This is a genomic window from Citrobacter sp. Cf087 (assembly GCF_030334285.1).
GTDB classification, from domain to species: Bacteria; Pseudomonadota; Gammaproteobacteria; order Enterobacterales; family Enterobacteriaceae; genus Citrobacter; species Citrobacter freundii.
The window spans coordinates 999516-1018874 of sequence record NZ_JAOWED010000022.1 but is presented as its reverse complement, the minus strand read 5'-3'; the positions used below and the strand labels follow the sequence as shown (position 1 = coordinate 1018874).

The 19359-nt window shown below is 49.8% G+C and carries 19 protein-coding genes; 10 read left to right on the top strand and 9 right to left on the bottom strand.

Annotated elements, in window-relative coordinates; genetic code table 11:
* Nucleotides 1-96 precede the first annotated feature (96 nt).
* From cysB to acnA, 4 genes are all read left to right on the top strand, one after another.
* Nucleotides 97-1071 (top strand): HTH-type transcriptional regulator CysB, encoded by a 975-nt coding sequence (gene cysB / locus OGV57_RS06980; protein WP_003020610.1) that lies wholly within the window; start codon nucleotides 97-99, stop codon nucleotides 1069-1071.
* Nucleotides 1072-1385: 314 nt separating this feature from the next.
* The gene (locus tag OGV57_RS06975; RefSeq protein WP_213083937.1) at nucleotides 1386-1526 is read left to right on the top strand and encodes a YmiA family putative membrane protein; all 141 of its coding nucleotides are present in this window, start codon (nucleotides 1386-1388) and stop codon (nucleotides 1524-1526) included.
* 2 nt (nucleotides 1527-1528) lie between these two features.
* Entirely contained in the window at nucleotides 1529-1699 is a 171-nt protein-coding gene (locus OGV57_RS06970; protein ID WP_008322403.1) for a YciX family protein, read from the top strand.
* A gap of 308 nt (nucleotides 1700-2007) precedes the next feature.
* A complete protein-coding gene (gene acnA, locus OGV57_RS06965) occupies nucleotides 2008-4683 on the top strand; it encodes an aconitate hydratase AcnA (RefSeq protein ID WP_032935577.1) in 2676 nt (891 codons plus the stop codon).
* A gap of 49 nt (nucleotides 4684-4732) precedes the next feature.
* Here the strand turns inward: acnA and ribA are convergent, their stop codons facing one another.
* A complete protein-coding gene (ribA, locus tag OGV57_RS06960; RefSeq protein WP_003020601.1) occupies nucleotides 4733-5323 on the bottom strand; it encodes a GTP cyclohydrolase II in 591 nt (196 codons plus the stop codon).
* A gap of 202 nt (nucleotides 5324-5525) precedes the next feature.
* Here ribA and pgpB point away from each other — a divergent pair, with 202 nt between their 5' ends.
* The 5 genes from pgpB (at nucleotide 5526) to yciH (ending at nucleotide 9179) form a co-directional block, all read left to right on the top strand.
* Complete coding sequence (gene pgpB, locus OGV57_RS06955) at nucleotides 5526-6290, top strand: phosphatidylglycerophosphatase B (RefSeq protein ID WP_054528428.1); 765 nt, start codon at nucleotides 5526-5528, stop codon at nucleotides 6288-6290.
* A gap of 149 nt (nucleotides 6291-6439) precedes the next feature.
* Nucleotides 6440-6748: a LapA family protein gene (locus tag OGV57_RS06950; RefSeq protein ID WP_003020595.1), complete on the top strand. Its 309-nt coding sequence runs from the start codon at nucleotides 6440-6442 to the stop codon at nucleotides 6746-6748.
* Between the two features lie 6 nt (nucleotides 6749-6754).
* A complete protein-coding gene (gene lapB, locus OGV57_RS06945; RefSeq protein ID WP_003020592.1) occupies nucleotides 6755-7924 on the top strand; it encodes a lipopolysaccharide assembly protein LapB in 1170 nt (389 codons plus the stop codon).
* 190 nt (nucleotides 7925-8114) lie between these two features.
* On the top strand, nucleotides 8115-8852 hold the full coding sequence (gene pyrF / locus OGV57_RS06940; protein ID WP_127674298.1) for an orotidine-5'-phosphate decarboxylase: 738 nt from the start codon (nucleotides 8115-8117) through the stop codon (nucleotides 8850-8852).
* On the top strand, nucleotides 8853-9179 hold the full coding sequence (gene yciH / locus OGV57_RS06935; RefSeq protein WP_003843984.1) for a stress response translation initiation inhibitor YciH: 327 nt from the start codon (nucleotides 8853-8855) through the stop codon (nucleotides 9177-9179).
* A 91-nt stretch (nucleotides 9180-9270) separates the two neighbouring features.
* On the opposite strand, the gene osmB is transcribed toward yciH, so the two are convergent.
* The 7 genes from osmB to fabI all read right to left on the bottom strand — a co-directional run bounded on the left by osmB (nucleotide 9271) and on the right by fabI (nucleotide 17383).
* Nucleotides 9271-9489: an osmotically-inducible lipoprotein OsmB gene (gene osmB / locus OGV57_RS06930; protein WP_003020583.1), complete on the bottom strand. Its 219-nt coding sequence runs from the start codon at nucleotides 9487-9489 to the stop codon at nucleotides 9271-9273.
* Between the two features lie 268 nt (nucleotides 9490-9757).
* Nucleotides 9758-10510: a DNA-binding transcriptional regulator YciT gene (gene yciT / locus OGV57_RS06925; protein ID WP_003020580.1), complete on the bottom strand. Its 753-nt coding sequence runs from the start codon at nucleotides 10508-10510 to the stop codon at nucleotides 9758-9760.
* A gap of 95 nt (nucleotides 10511-10605) precedes the next feature.
* Nucleotides 10606-10788: a YciZ family protein gene (locus tag OGV57_RS06920; protein WP_003020577.1), complete on the bottom strand. Its 183-nt coding sequence runs from the start codon at nucleotides 10786-10788 to the stop codon at nucleotides 10606-10608.
* A gap of 183 nt (nucleotides 10789-10971) precedes the next feature.
* The gene (pdeR, locus tag OGV57_RS06915) at nucleotides 10972-12963 is read right to left on the bottom strand and encodes a cyclic di-GMP phosphodiesterase (protein WP_003840724.1); all 1992 of its coding nucleotides are present in this window, start codon (nucleotides 12961-12963) and stop codon (nucleotides 10972-10974) included.
* A 264-nt stretch (nucleotides 12964-13227) separates the two neighbouring features.
* Nucleotides 13228-15162, bottom strand: a complete 1935-nt coding sequence (locus OGV57_RS06910) for an exoribonuclease II (RefSeq protein WP_003020571.1) — start codon at nucleotides 15160-15162, stop codon at nucleotides 13228-13230.
* Nucleotides 15163-15251: 89 nt separating this feature from the next.
* A complete protein-coding gene (locus OGV57_RS06905; protein ID WP_054528426.1) occupies nucleotides 15252-16397 on the bottom strand; it encodes a carboxymuconolactone decarboxylase family protein in 1146 nt (381 codons plus the stop codon).
* 197 nt (nucleotides 16398-16594) lie between these two features.
* A complete protein-coding gene (gene fabI / locus OGV57_RS06900; RefSeq protein WP_003020565.1) occupies nucleotides 16595-17383 on the bottom strand; it encodes an enoyl-ACP reductase FabI in 789 nt (262 codons plus the stop codon).
* Nucleotides 17384-17825: 442 nt separating this feature from the next.
* Between fabI and OGV57_RS06895 the strand changes: the two genes are divergently transcribed.
* Nucleotides 17826-18515, top strand: a complete 690-nt coding sequence (locus OGV57_RS06895; protein WP_008322387.1) for an EAL domain-containing protein — start codon at nucleotides 17826-17828, stop codon at nucleotides 18513-18515.
* 37 nt (nucleotides 18516-18552) lie between these two features.
* On the opposite strand, the gene sapF is transcribed toward OGV57_RS06895, so the two are convergent.
* Nucleotides 18553-19359 (bottom strand): peptide ABC transporter ATP-binding protein SapF, encoded by an 807-nt coding sequence (sapF, locus tag OGV57_RS06890; protein WP_003020558.1) that lies wholly within the window; start codon nucleotides 19357-19359, stop codon nucleotides 18553-18555.

Below are 19359 nucleotides of genomic sequence, written 5' to 3'. Positions count from 1 at the left end.
ATAGTTAACAGACTTTTTATTATTAAATCGTATTAGCAGCGCCCGCGAGCCTGCACTGAAACGATGATTTGATGGCGCGAATCGGGATGGCATAACATGAAATTACAGCAGCTTCGCTACATTGTTGAGGTGGTGAACCACAACCTTAATGTCTCCTCAACAGCGGAAGGGCTTTATACCTCGCAGCCCGGTATCAGTAAGCAAGTTCGTATGCTGGAAGATGAACTTGGCATCCAGATTTTTGCCCGTAGCGGTAAGCACCTGACGCAAGTTACGCCAGCGGGGCAGGAAGTTATTCGTATTGCGCGAGAAGTTCTGTCGAAGGTGGATGCCATTAAGTCCGTTGCTGGCGAACATACCTGGCCGGACAAAGGCTCGTTATATATCGCCACTACGCACACTCAGGCGCGTTACGCTTTACCGAACGTGATTAAAGGTTTTATTGAGCGCTATCCTCGCGTCTCATTGCATATGCACCAGGGATCGCCGACACAAATCGCCGAAGCCGTTTCGAAAGGAAATGCAGATTTTGCTATCGCGACGGAAGCTTTGCACCTGTATGACGACCTGGTGATGTTACCTTGCTACCACTGGAACCGCTCGATCGTCGTCACGCCGGATCATCCGTTGGCGGGGAAATCTTCGGTTTCTATTGAGGAACTGGCACAGTATCCGCTGGTGACCTACACGTTTGGTTTTACCGGACGCTCGGAGCTGGACACCGCGTTTAACCGCGCGGGTCTGGAGCCACGTATTGTCTTTACCGCGACCGATGCTGATGTCATTAAAACCTATGTCCGTCTGGGCCTTGGCGTGGGTGTGATTGCCAGTATGGCGGTTGATCCTGTTTCCGATCCTGACCTGGTACGCGTGGATGCTCACGATATCTTCAGCCATAGCACCACCAAAATTGGTTTTCGTCGCAGCACCTTCTTACGTAGTTACATGTATGATTTCATTCAACGTTTCGCGCCGCATCTGACGCGTGATGTGGTGGACACGGCGGTGGCGCTGCGTTCCAACGATGATATTGAAGCCATGTTTAAAGATATTAAATTGCCTGAGAAATAATAACGACTGTAACCTCGTCGGTATCCATAAGCATAAAGCGATACCGACGGGAAACACTGAATTAATTGATAATTTACCGTGGATAAATTAACCATATATAGCTTGTGGAAAAAATTCTCTAAAGTAGTTTCAAATTAGTCAGCTTGCCAAAAATTCCTTTCAAATATTTATAACCGATCAAACAATCGATTTATTTATCAGGACGAGTCTGAAAATTAACTGGCTTTTTTTCGCCTTTTTTATTAGGATTCCTCCTATCTGATGATTAATTGTACCGATTGTTTGGTGCCTAAATGATAAGTGATTTCGATAGTATGAGGTTAGCGATGCCTTCAGGAAACCAGCCAGCACGCAGGGATCCGGTGATGAAACGTAAAGCCTGGTTCGCCGTATTTCTTGGTTCTGCGATATTCTGGATTATTGTCGCACTCGTGGCCTGGAATGTGTGGGGGTAAATATGTCCGCACCAGAGCAGCACTCTACCGAAACGCTATCGCCTCATGACCATGAACAAGAGAGCAAAACCGTCGCAGAGAAGGGGCAGAAGGTACCCGAATCCTGGAACCTTTCTCCTGAACAACGGGCGTTTATTGATCTGTTAACTGATGATGATGAACAGAAACAATAATTCGTACGTATTTTATAATAATAACGATTACCTTGTGCCCTTGAATATCGAATCATTTATCCATGTAATCGTCATCAACAACCTAATCAACGTATTATCCATTGCTCTATTGCCTGCTGAATATTCATCCTATTAATCTACACGGCTAGACCTTCCTCCTTACCATCGACCTCAGTTCGCGCTTTTATATCGCCCGCTACTTTTATCATTTTGAGTTGTTATCAAAGCGTTACATTTTGTTTGTGTTATCTTTAATACTAACCCTGAGGAAAATCAGGGGATCCAACCCTGTCATTTAAGGAGGAGCTATGTCGTCGACCCTACGAGAAGCCAGTAAGGACACATTGCAGGTTAAAGATAAAACCTACCGCTACTACAGTTTACCTCTGGCTGCTAAATCACTGGGTGATATCACCCGACTACCCAAATCGCTAAAAGTGTTGCTGGAAAACCTGCTTCGTTGGCAGGATGGTAATTCCGTTACCGAAGATGATATTCATGCTCTCGCGCATTGGCTGAAGACCGCCCATGCCGATCGTGAAATTGCCTATCGACCCGCTCGTGTTCTGATGCAGGATTTTACCGGCGTGCCGGCGGTGGTCGATCTTGCCGCCATGCGCGAAGCGGTGAAACGACTGGGGGGAGATACGGCAAAAGTGAATCCGCTTTCGCCAGTGGACCTTGTCATTGACCACTCGGTAACGGTGGACCGTTTTGGTGATGATGATGCTTTCGAAGAAAACGTTCGCCTGGAAATGGAACGTAACCATGAACGTTATGTGTTCCTGAAATGGGGACAGCAGGCATTTAGTCGCTTCAGCGTTGTACCGCCGGGAACGGGGATTTGCCACCAGGTAAACCTTGAATATCTTGGCAAAGCCGTCTGGAGCGAGTTACAGGACGGTGAGTGGGTGGCTTATCCCGATACGCTGGTCGGTACCGATTCCCATACGACAATGATTAATGGTCTCGGTGTGCTGGGATGGGGCGTTGGAGGCATTGAGGCTGAAGCAGCAATGCTGGGTCAACCGGTCTCTATGCTTATCCCGGATGTTGTGGGCTTTAAACTAGTGGGCAAACTGCGGGAAGGTATCACCGCTACCGACCTGGTTTTAACCGTTACCCAGATGCTGCGTAAGCACGGCGTGGTCGGTAAATTTGTTGAATTCTATGGTGATGGCCTCGACACCTTACCGCTGGCCGATCGGGCAACCATTGCGAACATGTCACCGGAATACGGCGCAACCTGCGGTTTTTTCCCGATCGATGGCATCACTCTTGAATATATGCGTCTAAGTGGACGCAGTGAGGAGCAGGTTGAGTTGGTCAGCGCCTATGCCAAAGCGCAGGGAATGTGGCGTAATCCAGGGGATGAACCCGTATTTACCAGTTCACTGGAGCTGGATATGGGCAGTGTGGAAGCTAGCCTTGCCGGACCGAAGCGCCCGCAGGATCGGGTGGCACTGGCTGATGTTCCGAAAGCGTTTTCGGCGAGTAATGAACTCGAAGTAAATAGCTCGCTGAAAGACCGTCAGCCCGTGGACTACACCATGAGCGGCCAGCAGTATAAGCTGCCGGACGGTGCGGTGGTGATAGCAGCTATCACTTCCTGTACCAACACCTCCAACCCAAGCGTATTGATGGCGGCGGGACTGTTGGCGAAAAAAGCAGTGACACTTGGTCTGAAACGTCAGCCGTGGGTGAAAGCCTCGCTGGCGCCAGGATCGAAGGTGGTGTCTGATTATCTGGCGCAGGCTGGGTTCACGCCGTACCTTGATGAGCTGGGATTTAACCTTGTAGGTTATGGCTGTACCACCTGTATTGGTAACTCGGGTCCGTTACCCGATCCTATCGAGACAGCCATCAAAAAAGGCGATCTCACCGTTGGTGCTGTGCTTTCCGGCAACCGAAACTTTGAGGGGCGTATCCATCCGCTCGTGAAGACCAACTGGTTGGCGTCTCCGCCGCTGGTGGTGGCCTATGCGCTAGCAGGGAATATGAATATCAATCTGACGAAAGATCCGTTAGGCCATGACAGAAAGGGCGATCCCGTTTATCTGAAAGATATCTGGCCGACGGCTCAGGAAATTGCCCGTGCCGTGGAGCAGGTTTCTACCGCCATGTTCCATAAAGAGTACGCTGAAGTCTTTGAAGGTACGCCAGAATGGAAAGCTATCCAGGTTGATCGGGCTGATACCTATGGTTGGCAGTCTGACTCAACTTATATCCGCTTGTCGCCGTTCTTCGATGGAATGCAGGCTACGCCGGATCCGGTCCAGGACATTCATGGTGCGCGTATCCTCGCGATGCTTGGGGATTCCGTCACCACCGACCATATTTCTCCTGCCGGCAGTATTAAGCCGGATAGCCCGGCAGGTCGTTATCTGCAAAGCCACGGCGTTGAGCGTAAAGATTTTAACTCCTATGGTTCACGCCGCGGGAATCATGAAGTGATGATGCGCGGTACCTTTGCCAATATTCGTATTCGTAATGAGATGGTACCCGGCGTGGAAGGTGGGATGACGCGTCATTTGCCGGGAACCGAGGTAGTGGCTATCTATGATGCGGCTATGCAATATCAACAGGAGAATATCCCCCTGGCGGTTATTGCCGGGAAAGAGTATGGCTCTGGCTCCAGTCGCGACTGGGCGGCAAAAGGCCCACGCTTGCTGGGAATTCGCGTGGTTATCGCTGAGTCCTTTGAGCGAATTCACCGTTCTAACCTGATTGGTATGGGGATTTTGCCGCTGGAATTTCCACAGGGCGTCACGCGCAAAACGCTGGGACTAACCGGTGAGGAAGCGATCGATATTACGGACCTGCAAAACATCAAGCCGGGCGCAACAGTGCCGGTGAATATGGTTCGCTCAGATGGACGTAAAGAGGTGATTTTATGCCGCTGCCGTATCGATACCGCGACGGAGCTAACTTACTACCAAAACGATGGTATTCTGCACTACGTGATTCGTAATATGTTGAATTAAAATGTATAAAGCCTGCGAGAGCAGGCTTTTTTATCGGCGGTAACAACCATTACTTGCCCAGCAAGTGCCCCATCTTGGCGGCTTTGGTGTCCAGGTAATGTTCATTGTTCGGGTTACGACCCACAATCAGCGGCACGCGTTCAACAATATTGATTCCTGCTTCGGTCAGAATTTCCACTTTTTTCGGGTTATTGGTCAGCAAACGAACCTCGTCCACGCCCAGCAGCTTGAACATATCCGCACACAGCGTGAAATCACGCTCATCTGCCGCAAAGCCCAACTGATGGTTAGCCTCAACGGTATCATAACCCTGGTCCTGCAACGCGTAGGCGCGGATTTTATTGAGCAGGCCGATATTGCGTCCTTCCTGACGATGATAAAGCAGGATACCGCGCCCTTCTTCAGCAATGTGGGTGAGAGCCGCTTCGAGCTGGAAGCCGCAATCGCAACGCAGGCTAAACAATGCATCGCCAGTCAGACATTCGGAGTGGACACGCGCCAGAACAGGCGTTTGACCTGTGATATCGCCAAAAACCAGTGCGACGTGATCGTGTCCGGTTGCCAGTTCTTCAAATCCCACCATCAGGAAATCACCCCAGGGGGTTGGCAGTTTGGCTTCTGCCACACGTTTAAGCTGCATGTAATTCTCCAGATTATGCTGGCACTGTCGTGCCGTCGCCTGTTGGCTTCTTGTTCTGTATTGCACTATTTTGCCATAAGGCAACGATGTTCACCTAATCGCGACAACGGATTCGCCTTTGGAATGGCACAAAAATGTCAATTTTCCCGGCATGCACTTTTTTCAGTTATGATTGTGAGACTTATCGACGAAAGGAGAGGCAATGCTGTCAATTGCAAAGCGCACTGCGGTCGGGGCCGGGCTGCTACTTATTATGCCGGTTGCTGTATGGGTATCGGGCTGGAGCTGGCAGCCGGGACACAACGTTTGGTGGCTAAAATCTCTGTACTGGGTAACGGAAACGGTGACGCAGCCGTGGGGGATTATCACTCACGTTGTGCTCTGTGCATGGTTTCTGTGGTGTCTGCGTTTTCGTCTGAAAGCTGCGGTAATGCTGTTTGCGATCCTGGCCGTGGCAATTTTAGTCGGTCAGGGTGTGAAGTCCTGGGTTAAAGACAGGGTGCAGGAACCTCGGCCCTTTGTCGTATGGCTGGAAAAAACGCACCATATCCCGGTTGATGAGTTCTACACTTTAAAACGTAAAGATCGTGGCAACTTAGTTAAAGAGCAATTGGCCGAACAACAGGATATTCCGACGTTTCTACGTAAGCACTGGCAAAAAGAAACGGGTTTTGCCTTTCCGTCAGGACATACGATGTTTGCTGCCAGTTGGGCTTTACTGGCAGTAGGGCTGTTATGGCCACGTCGACGTGCGCTGACGATTGTGTTTTTGCTTGTCTGGGCGACAGGTGTTATGGGTAGCCGCTTGCTGTTGGGCATGCACTGGCCTCGTGATTTGGTCGTTGCAACGCTGATTTCATGGCTGCTGGTAACGCTGGCGACCTGGCTCGCGCAGCGAGTATGCGGACCACTTACGCCGCCTGTGCAGGAGGCAAAAGAAATCGCGCAACGCGAGCAAGAAAGCTAGCTATGATTGATTTTTCAAATTTTGCCCTTAAATCAGAAAGCGGAAAGCGCTTTTCCATTTCGCACTCGTTGTGAAAATGGTAATTTAAAGGGCTCAACGCGGTAAGTTGTACACGATTTATTCGCTTAAACCACATAACGGGAAGTAATGTGAAATATTTACTCATTTTCTTACTGGTGTTGGCGATTTTTGTTATTTCGGTGACATTAGGTGCGCAAAACGATCAACAGGTTACGTTTAATTACCTGCTGGCTCAGGGTGAGTATCGTATCTCTACGCTGCTTGCTGTATTGTTTGCCGCAGGTTTTGCGATTGGTTGGTTAATTTGCGGCCTTTTCTGGCTGAAGGTTCGTGTGTCTCTTGCGCGCGCCGAACGTAAAATCAAACGACTGGAAAACCAGCTTACGCCTGCGACCGACGTTGCGGTTTCTGCCGATTCGTCGGTTGTGAAGGAATAATTATTTATGTTGGAGTTGTTGTTTCTGCTTTTACCTGTAGCCGCTGCCTATGGGTGGTATATGGGTCGCAGAAGTGCGCAACAAACCAAGCAGGATGAAGCTAACCGTCTTTCCCGTGACTATGTCGCCGGGGTTAACTTCCTCCTGAGCAACCAACAAGACAAAGCGGTGGATCTGTTCCTCGATATGCTAAAAGAGGATACGGGCACCGTTGAGGCTCATCTCACTCTCGGAAACCTGTTTCGCTCGCGCGGTGAAGTCGATCGCGCAATCCGCATCCATCAAACGTTAATGGAAAGTGCTTCGCTGACCTACGAGCAGCGTTTGTTGGCCGTACAACAGCTGGGGCGCGATTACATGGCCGCAGGTCTGTACGACCGCGCGGAAGACATGTTCAATCAGCTTACCGATGAAACAGATTTTCGCGTCGGTGCATTACAGCAACTGCTGCAAATTTATCAGGCGACCAGCGATTGGCAGAAAGCCATTGATGTCGCAGAACGTCTGGTGAAGCTAGGCAAAGATAAACAGCGTATTGAGATAGCCCACTTCTACTGCGAACTGGCCTTACAGCAGATGGGCAGCGACGATATGGATCGTGCCATGGCGCTGTTGAAAAAAGGGGCTGCGGCAGACAAAAACAGTGCCCGGGTTTCCATCATGATGGGCCGTGTGTACATGGTGAAAGGCGAGTACGCGAAGGCCGTTGAAAGTCTGCAACGCGTGATTTCTCAGGATAAAGAACTGGTCAGCGAAACGCTGGAAATGCTGCAAAGCTGCTACCAGCATCTGGGGAAAACCGATGAGTGGGCAGAGTTTTTACGTCGGGCCGTTGAAGAGAATACTGGCGCCGCCGCCGAGCTGATGCTGGCCGATATTCTTGAAGCGCGTGAGGGGACTGATACCGCTCAGGTTTATATTACCCGCCAACTACAACGCCATCCTACGATGCGCGTTTTCCACAAATTAATGGATTACCATCTTAACGAAGCAGAAGAAGGGCGCGCGAAAGAGAGCCTGATGGTTCTGCGCGATATGGTCGGGGAGCAGGTGCGCAGCAAGCCGCGCTATCGTTGCCAGAAGTGCGGATTTACCGCATATACACTGTACTGGCACTGCCCATCTTGTCGCTCATGGTCAACCATTAAGCCTATTCGCGGGCTTGATGGGTTGTAATTTTTAAAAAAATCTTACTTTAGTTACAACATACTAATGATGAGTAACAAAGCCATCCTCAGCCACCGTTGCCAAATTCGCCTAGCAGAAATGGAATCGCGCCTGTTAATTTTCTATTACCGCAGGTAGAATGCACGCCGTTTACCCATTTCGCGCTACTGTCGGCGCCCATCCTCAAGAAGGTCTGGTCATGACGTTTACTGCTTCATCTTCTTCTCGTGCTGTTACTGATTCTCCTGTCGTTGTCGCTCTCGATTATTCCAATCGTGATAAAGCATTAGCTTTTGTCGACAGAATTGATCCTCGTGATTGCCGTTTGAAAGTGGGCAAAGAGATGTTCACGCTTTTTGGACCTCAGTTGGTTCGCGATTTACAACAGCGTGGTTTTGACGTTTTTCTTGATTTGAAATTTCATGATATTCCCAACACTACCGCGCATGCCGTTGCGGCAGCGGCTGAGCTTGGCGTGTGGATGGTTAACGTTCATGCTTCTGGTGGGGCGCGTATGATGACCGCCGCACGTGAAGCCTTATTACCTTTTGGCAAGGACGCACCGCTGCTGATTGCGGTAACGGTTCTGACCAGTATGGAAGCCAGCGACCTCGCCGATCTCGGCGTGACGTTGTCACCTGCAGAGCATGCTGAAAGGCTGGCGCGCTTAACCCAACATTGTGGTTTGGATGGCGTTGTATGCTCCGCGCAGGAAGCGGCGCGATTCAAGCAGGCGTTTGGCCAGGCATTTAAATTGGTTACGCCGGGTATTCGTCCTGAAGGCAGCGAGGCGGGCGACCAGCGTCGCATTATGACGCCGGAACAAGCACAGTCAGCTGGTGTGGATTATATGGTTATTGGTCGTCCGGTCACGCAGTCGGCAGATCCGGCTCAGACGCTGAAGATGATTAATGCCTCACTGAAACGAGGTGCGTAAATGAACGACTCAAACTCTCGCCTGGTCTACTCAACCGACTCCGGGCGCATTGATGAACCAAAAGCTGCTCCTGTGCGTCCACAAGGCGATGGCATTGTCCGTATCCAGCGCCAGACCAGTGGCCGCAAAGGCAAGGGCGTGTGTTTGATTACCGGTATTGATCAAGATGATGCCGAACTGACCAAATTAGCTGCGGAACTGAAGAAAAAATGTGGTTGCGGCGGGGCAGTTAAGGATGGCGTGATTGAGATACAGGGTGATAAACGCGACCTGATTAAATCGCTGCTGGAAGCCAAAGGAATGAAAGTTAAACTGGCTGGCGGTTAATAAAAAAAGCCACGGAATTTTTCCGTGGCTTTTTAATAATACAGACCTGAAAAAGTAAACGTATTATTATATCGAGCCGTTCAACCGTAGATTATTTACCCACCTGGTGGCCAATGATACCACCTACTGCAGCACCACCCAGCGTACCCAGCGTGCTGCCGTCAGTCAGGACTGCACCACCTATTGCACCTGCACCAGCACCGATTGCGGTGTTACGATCGCGTTTGGACCAGTTAGAGCAGGCGCTCAGCGACATTGCCAGAGTAATCGCCAGAATGGCAGCGGTCATTTTTTTGCTCGTTACTAACATAATACTTTCTCCTGAATTATTGATTCACGGAATCCAGTGTTCTTTAAGAATAGCGCTAAATTTAGGCTAACGAAGATATTTCCGTGAAACCGTTTAGCGAAGGCATTACAAACACTATCCTGAAGTTGGAGGTTCGTTCCTGTTATATCGCTAACATTAATTTTACGACTTAATCCTGTTAACGACAGGTAAAAAGTCTTAATTGGGCTGTCAGATAACTCTCAGAGGGGAGATGATTTGCCAACTGACAAATCATCTGCTGAAGATGTTACGCGTGGGCATCAATGATATTGACGGTTAATCCGGAGTGCTCAAGCTGCATTTGTACGCTGGCGCTAAGTCTGGAGTCCGTGACTACGCGGCTGAATCGCTCTAATGGACCCAGCGTGTACGGGTGAATGGCTTCGAATTTTGAGCTGTCAGTAAGCACAATAACTTCTGCACCTTTTTCCAGCACCGCGTTAACCACATCAGAACGCATCATGTCGCGTCCGGTGAAGCCGGTGTCAGCCTGCCAGCCATCAATGCCGATAAAGGCCTTGCTGAAGTGTACCTGCTGGATAAACTGGCGAGTTAAGGGCCCAACCATACTTTCGCTTTTTTTCTGATAGATGCCGCCAAGAAGAATCACTTCGCAAGGGGTTTCTTTCAGCAGATGGGCTATATAGCTGCTGACGGTAATGATGGTGACATCTTTTTGCTCCGCGAGCGTTCTGGCTAAGAGCGCATTGCTGCTGCCGTTTTCAATGAATACGGACTCACCTGGGCTTACCAGCGATGCGGCGAATTCAGCCAGCTCACGCTTCAGCGTAAAATTAGTCATCATGCGCGTTTCCACATCATCGCTGTTCAATGAAACAGCAAAACCGTGCGCACGGCGTAAATAACTCTGTTTTTCCAGTGTGTTCAGATCCTGTCGAATCGTCACTTCTGAGACACCGGTGATTTTTGCCAGTTCGGCAACGCTCATCTGACCTTTATCAGTCACCATCTGCAAAATAGATTGTTGTCGGGAATTCATAATATTAATTTTATTGCGATATCGTATCGGAAATTAAACGGAAACTGCCTCACGTGCAGTTTGCTTATAGCAGCGACATTAAAGGGTTAATGTCATCAGATCTCCCAGGGAGCCTTGTGCTTTTTGGGCAAGGATTCGGCATCTTCTTTGGTCATGTTTAGCAGCTCAGCCTTCAGAATTTCGAGATTATGGATAGCTGAGTGGTAATCACCTGCAACGAGGATATCCAGCACAGTATCAATGCGTTCGGCCAGACGCTGAGCGTCGATATCAGACATGGTTATCATCCTAATGGCAATAGAGTTTGAATTTCATGATGCAGAATTTCATGGCAAAAGAGAAGGGAAAAATAGTATTAACTATCAACGATAGAAGAATATTATATATTCTGTGATTACATGAAGATAGGATCGTTACGTAATGTCCATTTATGGCTATTTTCAACGTTTGATCCCACTGCATTAGCGTGTTTTTTTATTGAGGTGCCGTCGATACCAACGCTCAAACGCGGCGGCTGGCATTGGTTTGGCAAACAAAAAACCCTGACGCTCGTTGACGCCATTTTTGGTTAAAAACGCATCCTCTTTCGCGCTTTCAACACCTTCGGCGATGACCTGCAGGTTGAGTGCCTGTGCGACCGCAACAATGGCACGTACCAGCGACTGCGAAACAGGTTGTTTGTGTACATCCCTGACAAAGGTTTGATCCAGTTTAATTGCATCAAGCGGGAACCGGGCCAGTTGAGACAGTGACGAATAACCGGTACCAAAATCATCCAAATGGATTTGCGCCCCCATCTGGCTAAACTGCTGAATGACGGACAGTGCCAGTTGCTCATTTTCAATTAAACTGCTTTCCGTTAACTCGACATCGATGGGGCAATATTCAAAGTCGAGTTCATGAAGCACCTGCTTGAGATCGGTAAATAGCGTCTGATCGGCGAGCTGCCGGGCAGAAACGTTTACCGCCACGCGCAGATTGATTCCCTTTGCGCGCCATTTTGCTATCTGACGCACAACGTCCAGAATAACCCAGCGACCCAGAGGAACGATAAGCCCTGATTCTTCGGCGTAGGAGATAAATTCCAGTGGTGGAATGAGGCCACGTTCCGGAGACTGCCAGCGAACCAGCGCCTCCAGGCTGCGCACTTCGCCTCGCCAGGTTATCTTTGGCTGATAATGGATAACCAGTTGATCGTTTTCCAGCGCCTTGCGCAGATTAGTATCCAGCCACAGATATTCAAATACCCGCTGATTCATTTCCGGAGAGAAAACACAAAACTGTCCACGGCCACCTTCTTTTGCGGTGTACATGGCCGTATCGGCGTTACGAATGACGCTCTCGCAGTCCTGACCATGTTGTGGAGCGAGGGAAATACCAATAGAGCATCCGGTATAGATTTCAATCAGGCCGATGCGAAAAGGTTGACGCAGGCGTGTCAGAATACGCGACGCGGTGGCTTCCAGTGAACCCTGGGATGTTTCGGTGGCAAGGACAATAAACTCATCGCCGCCAAACCGTGCCAGTAACTGGTTTTCGCTAAGGCAACTGAGTATTGCCAGCGATACGCTTTGCAATAGCTGATCGCCAAACATATGCCCGTAGGCATCGTTTACCTTTTTGAAGTTATCCAGATCGAGGTACACAATCCCGACCTGCGTATCGCCCGCGTTCTCAATCGCATTGCTGATCAGATTATGAATAGCGTTGCGATTGGGTAATCCTGTGATCGAGTCAGTATTCGCCAACACCCGCAAACGCTCCTGGGCGCGGCGTTCTTCAGTGATATCGGTCCCGGAACAGATCAGAAATATTTCGTTCTTGCCGCTACCGTTATGCACAAATTTATTACGAAATAAAAACAGACGCTGTCCTTTGCAGGTCTTCACCCAGCGTTCAACTTCATATGAGTTACCTTCGCGAAAAAAGACCTCGATATTGCGTCGTGACGCGGCAGCTTCACGTCGACTCATAAATAATGTGAATACACTTTGGCCAATGACTTCACGTTCTTTGAGTCCGGTATACTCTTCGCACAGTCGATTAAACCGCTGAATGTTGCCCATGCGATCAAGAATGACAATGACTGAATTGGCTTCAGAAACCACCTGTTCGGCAAAAGAGAGGCCATGAGCCAGGTCACGGGCGACGGAAGGGGTGTCATCCCAGGCGGATGCGCTACCGGCCCATTCACGCTTATTGATTTTTCGGCCGACCAGATGCACGGGAATGTTGTCATCTTCAATCGGTAACGTCATTAATAAACTTGACGTAATTACCGTCATCTCGCGAATGCGTTCGGCTTGTTCCGGGGATAATTCGATGGTCTGATCGGCCTCTGACGTTTCTTCGACAGAGAAATGCAGGATGTTGCAATCCTCTGACAAACGCCAGTAAGGGTTATTAGTGCCAACATAGCTATACAACGTAATCAGCTCCCGGACGTCTTTCATGATGTGTACTATCCCGTTTAAAGCGCATAGAGCCTCAAAAGTATGGGTAGCCATGATTCATTCAGGGTGATTATGGCTGAACGTATTGTTTTTTTTATATATTTATGTGTAATCCAGAATCCGTAAAAAGCAAAGCCAACGGAGCTGAAAAATAGTAAATAAATTTTTTGACTGGATGAAAGAAGTGTAGTGCGCGGTTGAAATTTGGGAGGTAAAAAGAAAACGACCTTTCAAAAATGAGAAAGGTCGCTTGATTTATGCGTGTTACGCGGCTGGACGCGCGATAACGCTGCGGGTTTCCATCCGTACTTCAGCGATAGTTACGTCAATCACATCTGTGACTTTGTAAACCACTTCACCTTTAATTTGCACGGTGCCGCTTTCCTGGCTGCATACCAGTTCATCACGAACGGCGTGCAGGAAGGGAGCAGGAATAAAGGCAACAGCGCCATTATCAACTAAACGCACGCGCATGCCACCGCGGCTGACGTCAATGATCTCGGCCGCAAAGCGGGTGTCGGTACCGGCTTTATCACTCAGGAAACGGGCGTAAAGCCAGTCACCCACGTCACGCTCAGCCATCCGGTTCAGGCGACGACGTTCTGCCATTTGCACGGTGGTATCATCCTGAGGTCGGGCGATGGTTTCGCCTTTGATGACAGCCTTAAGCAGACGGTGGTTGATCATATCGCCATACTTACGGATTGGGGAAGTCCAGGTGGCATATGCCTCCAGACCCAGCCCAAAGTGTGGACCTGGCTCAATACTTATTTCAGCGTAAGACTGGAAGCGGCGAATTCGGCTGTCGAGGAAGCCTGATGGCTGAGCATCCAGTTCGCGGCGCAGTTTGCAGAAACCTTCCAGAGTCAGGACTTCTTCGGCATCGACGTGCATACCGTGGGTTTTCAGCAGCGCGGCCAGAGCGTCGGCGTTGGCCGGGTCGAATCCCATATGGACGTTATAAATACCGAAGCCCAGCTTGTCGCGAAGCACACGGGCGGCGCAAATATTTGCCGCAATCATGGATTCTTCCACGATACGGTTTGCGATGCGGCGTGGTTCAGCGACGATGTCCAGTACTTCACCTTTTTCACCGAGAACGAAACGGTAATCCGGGCGATCTTTAAAGACCAGCGCGTGGTTATGGCGCCACTCTCCTCGGCTCAGACAAATACGATGCAGCAGACGGATCTGTTCCGCAATCGCGTCGTTTTCTGGTTGCCACTCGCCTGTACCTTCCAGCCAGTCGGAAACATTGTCATAGGCCAGCTTCGCTTTTGACTCAATTGTCGCAGCGAAGAAAGTGATGTTGTCTTCAATCGTGCCATCGGCGGTAATGCTCATACGACAAGCTAAAACCGGGCGCACTTCGTTCGCGCGCAGAGAGCAAAGATCGTCAGACAGCTCACGTGGCAACATCGGGATATTGAACCCCGGTAAATAATTGGTGAACGCGCGAATTTTTGCCGTTTTATCCAGCTTACTGCCTTCTGCAATCCAGGCTGTTGGGTCGGCAATGGCGACGGTTAATTGTAGCGTACCGTCAGCTTGTTCTTCAGCATACAGCGCATCGTCCATATCTTCGGTGCTGGCGCTGTCGATGGTGACGAAATTGAGGGCGGTTAAATCTTCACGAACCAGGCCTTCGTCCAGCATTTCGGTTGCTACGCCGTCCGGTGCTTCTTTTTCCAGATTATGGCGTGCCAGTGTGACCCACCACGGGACAAAGTGGTCATCAGCAAAAGTGATAAATTGGGTTAACTCGGCGTAGAAGGTGCGATCGCCTTTCAGCGGATGACGGCGCATTTCTGCAACCGCCCAGTCGCCTTCTTTAAATTCATGTTCAACGCCGCGGGTGGCACGACATGGAATAGCATCTTTCAGTAACGGATGATCCGGCACGATGGACAGACGATCATTTTTGCCCTGAACTTTACCCACGAAGCGCGTCAGGAAGGGTTCGATCAGTTCTTCCGGCTCTGCAGACTCACGATCTTTTTCTGTATGGATAACCGCAACAATGCGGTCGCCATGCATCACTTTTTTCATCTGCGGCGGTGGAATGAAATAGCTTTTTTGTGCATCGACTTCCAGGAAGCCAAAGCCTTTTTCCGTGGCTTTTACCACCCCTTCAGCACGTGGCGTCTGGGAATGTAGTTGCTGTTTAAGCTGCGCTAGCAGCGGGTTGTCCTGAAGCATAATTGTCTATTTTCGTGGCTAAAAGAGCGGCTGACAGTTTTACGCGATTCTGCCAGTGGCAGCAAGCGCTCTTTCAGTAAGTGGATCGGTTAATCAGTGTCGCCCAGCGCGATTTTCAAGCGATTCAACCATCCGCACAATCCACTCCAGGCTAGCAGGTTAATGGCCTGCTCTGAAGAGATTCCCTGATCGAACAAAGACGTTAACAGTGCGGTGCTAAAGCGGTCGGGCGCCCGGGTCAGCCATTGTACCGCCTGTAGGGTGACGCGCTCAACCGGATGTCGTTGTTCCCAACGTTGTAATTCACGTTCATCCAGGCGAAGCAGGGCGATAACGTCGACTAATTCATTTGCTGTATACGCCTGCTCGTTAAAGCAGGCCACGCTGCCGTTAATTCGTGACGTCATCAGCGCTGCCAGTGAAAATGCCTGTACTGATACAGCGCTGCGCCGGGTACTGGAAATCAGCGTCGTGAGTAAATCTAAAATGACAGGTGAATGTATCAATAATGGCACCAACGCTTGCAGTTCATCGGGATATCCTCTGGCAGCGTTCTCATCATGGGGGGGATATTTTTCGATCGGGAATGGTGCAGCATGCCAGGTTGTCTTTGTGGCGTTAAATAACGAAGCGTGAGCAAATTGCTGAATATCCAGCCCCGGTATTCGGCGTACCGGATGACCAGACCAGGCCTGAAACAGGGCCACGGTTCGGGCCTGAAATCCGACGAAGCCGATGATTTGATTCATCAGAATATTATCGCTGGTGGTCAGTCCGACCGCCTCCAGATGCTGACGGTCGCGTTCGCCTATCACGGCAGGAGAGCTGGCAAGTTGGCGAGCATATTGGGTGATTTGTGCCAGTCGATGGTTACTTTCCCGCGAGGAGTCCGGACCGGGAAGCGGTGTTAAACGCGCGGCATAGTGATTACATAATCGCTGCACACCATACACCTGAGCGACGGTCAGGGCTGTACTCATCCGTTCATAAGCGCTGAACGTATGCATCTGGTTCAGGTTTACATGAGCCGGGAAGAGCGTCTGGGCAAGTTTACGGGCAGGGGTTAACCAGGATTGAAAGGGCGAAAGAGCGTCATCAGGTAATGTCAGATCCAGTAAAAAACTGTCGTCGACATGAGCGGCTTCCGGGACCAGCGGCAGAACATCTTGCGGATACGTGCTGGATTGCGTCTCATGATACCAGTGGCTTTTGCCTTCAATTCGGCGTTGTTCCATGGGCGTTCCTTGGTCTAAAAGTGGCGACCCGGACTCGTCGTCATACTACTACGCCGGATCGTTTGCGCTGCAATATCCTGACGTAAGCAGATGAGGGGATGAAAGATTGTTACGTGATAATAAATATCAGAAAGGCATATGTGGTAGCTGAGAGGAGTGTCATGGGCGGCGCAAGACCGCCCATCGAGGTCTTAGGATTATTTAAGTTCCAGCTCGTTCATTGCGGCGATGCTGAAGCCACCGTCAACGTGTACGACTTCACCAGAGATACCGGCAGAGAGATCGGAGCACAGAAATGCTGCGGAGTTACCCACATCTTCAATGGTAACGGTGCGGCGAATCGGTGTAACCGCTTCGCAGTGCGCCAGCATTTTACGGAAATCTTTAATGCCAGAAGCGGCGAGTGTACGGATTGGACCTGCGGAAATGGCATTCACACGCACGCCTTCAGGCCCCATCGCATTAGCCATATAACGGACGTTCGCTTCCAGGGAGGCTTTCGCCAGGCCCATCACGTTATAGTTAGGGATTGCACGCTCTGCGCCCAGATAGGATAACGTCAGTAGCGCAGAGCCAGGGTTTAGCATGGAACGACATGCTTTTGCCATCGCAACAAAGCTGTAAGCGCTAATGTCATGCGCAATTTTAAATCCTTCGCGGGTAACTGCGTTCACATAATCGCCATCCAGTTGGTCAGCAGGTGCGAAGCCGATTGAGTGTACGAAACCGTCGAATTTCGGCCAGGTTTTGCTCAGTTCAGCAAACATGGCGTCAATGCTGGCATCTTCAGCCACATCACACTGCAAAACAATGTTGGAGCCTAATTGCGCTGCAAATTCTTCCACACGACCTTTCAGCTTGTCGTTCTGGTAGGTGAACGCCAGTTCAGCACCTTCGCGATGCATCGCCTGAGCGATTCCCCATGCGATAGACAATTTACTGGCAAGGCCTGTCACCAGAATACGCTTACCTGATAAAAAACCCATGGCTTTAATCCTTTTTGTTAACACTTATCTTTTACCAATCAATGAATTATGATTGACGCGTTAAGCTAACTCGAAATTGGTCTGAAATTATATCCCACGCCTTTTCCCTGAGGAATTGTTATCAACCTCACGTGACCTGTCACTTCATTGCATGTGGGGAGTATATCATCCCCCTCCGGTTATGCTTCGTTCAGGCATTTAACGTCGGTGAAGCAGAGAAAATGCAAGGTTTCAAAGGCATTGAAATGGTATTATTTCATTGCTAGCTGATGTTAATAAACATAGCAAGGTAGGAAATTTCTTAAAACAAAAAATATGACAATATTCAGCTTGTTATGATATATTGTTTTTATCGATCAATATCGATACATTGATCGATATTATTGATTGATTGTGATTAGAAGTGCATTATCAGGATGTTATGATCAATTGGAGTGGTCTTATGCACTATCATTTCATCGCGGAAACGATGAGAGACACAACAGATAAATTACTGGGCGTAGAGATGAACGCCCGGTTTACTTCAGATACGGTTCAACCGTTGCATCCAGATTTCATCATTTCAGCGTGGGATAGCGAACAAAAGCGTAATTTCATGCTCGAGCAAATTCGATTAATTGCCGAAAAGCGTGACTGGTTTGAGCGCAACAGCCTTATTTGTACCCTGAAACTCATTGACGAAATGGCGCTGCTGGCGATTGGTGATCCAGCCATCAAGTCGGCCTTACAGGCACTACCATTTATTGCACTGGAACTTTCAGAACGTTTTCTGACGAATACCGTGTGCCTGAATAGTCTGTTGATTAATTCACTTCGCGACGGCCCAAACGCATTGTGGTTAGGCGATCTTGGCTCCGGCAGCGTAGGGGCCAGCCCGCTGGTTTGCGGTCATTTTGACGTTGTTAAACTGGATCGCGGTTTTTTCCTGGAACAGGTAGAAAAACCGATGTTCCCGGTGCTGATCAAAAATATCAGGGAATATTGCGACCGTGTTGTAGTGAAGGGAGTCGAAACAGCACAACTTGTCGACGAGGCCAGTGCTGCAGGTGTCTGGGCAATGCAGGGTGCCCTTTATCCGTCAGTCACGTTTACCGAAGTTGATACGCTGCTCTTACCTACGTTGTGTCACTGATGGCAGAATGCCCCCCGGTTGAGGGGGCAGTCGTTTGTTAGCGATCTTTCCGCCAGGCGTCGGCGGTAAGCGCTTCGCCGAAATGACCTGCAATCAGGCGACGGGTAAGTTCATGCAACGGGGAGGCCAGAACGTCCGCTGTACTGCCGCGCTCAACAACTTCGCCCTGATGCATGACTAATACCTGGTCGCTGATGTGCTTCATCATGCCAATATGCTGAGTCACATAGATATATGAAATCCCTTGTTTTTCCTGTAATTCCAGCATCAGATTGATGAGCTGCGAACGCATCGACATGTCCAGAGAAGCCAGGGCTTCGTCGGCGATAATGACTTTGGGTCGTAAAATGAGCGCACGGGCAAGGCCCAGACGCTGTTTTTGTCCCGGCGCTAACATATGCGGGTAATAGCTTACGTGATCGGGCAGCAGTCCGACCATGCGCATGGTCTCCACGATCTGTTTACGACGCTGCTCAGGCTCGAGGTCGGTATTCAGACGTAGCGGAAAATCGAGGATCTGCGAGATACGTTGCCGAGGATTAAGCGATGTTGACGGATCCTGGAAAATCATACGGATCCGCTGACTACGAAATGAATAATCACCATATTTTAACGGATGATCGTCAATCAGCAGCTCACCGCTGGTAGGTTCAATCATACCCGCCAACATTTTTGCCAGCGTAGATTTCCCTGAACCGTTTTCACCAATGACGGCGAGCGTCTGACGTTCGCGCAGGGTGAAACTCAGGGGCTTGACGGCCTCCACGGTCTGGCGGCGAAATAAACCTGTCCGGTAGCGAAAGGTTTTGCTCAGGTTACGAACTTCGAGCAGGGTTTCTACCAT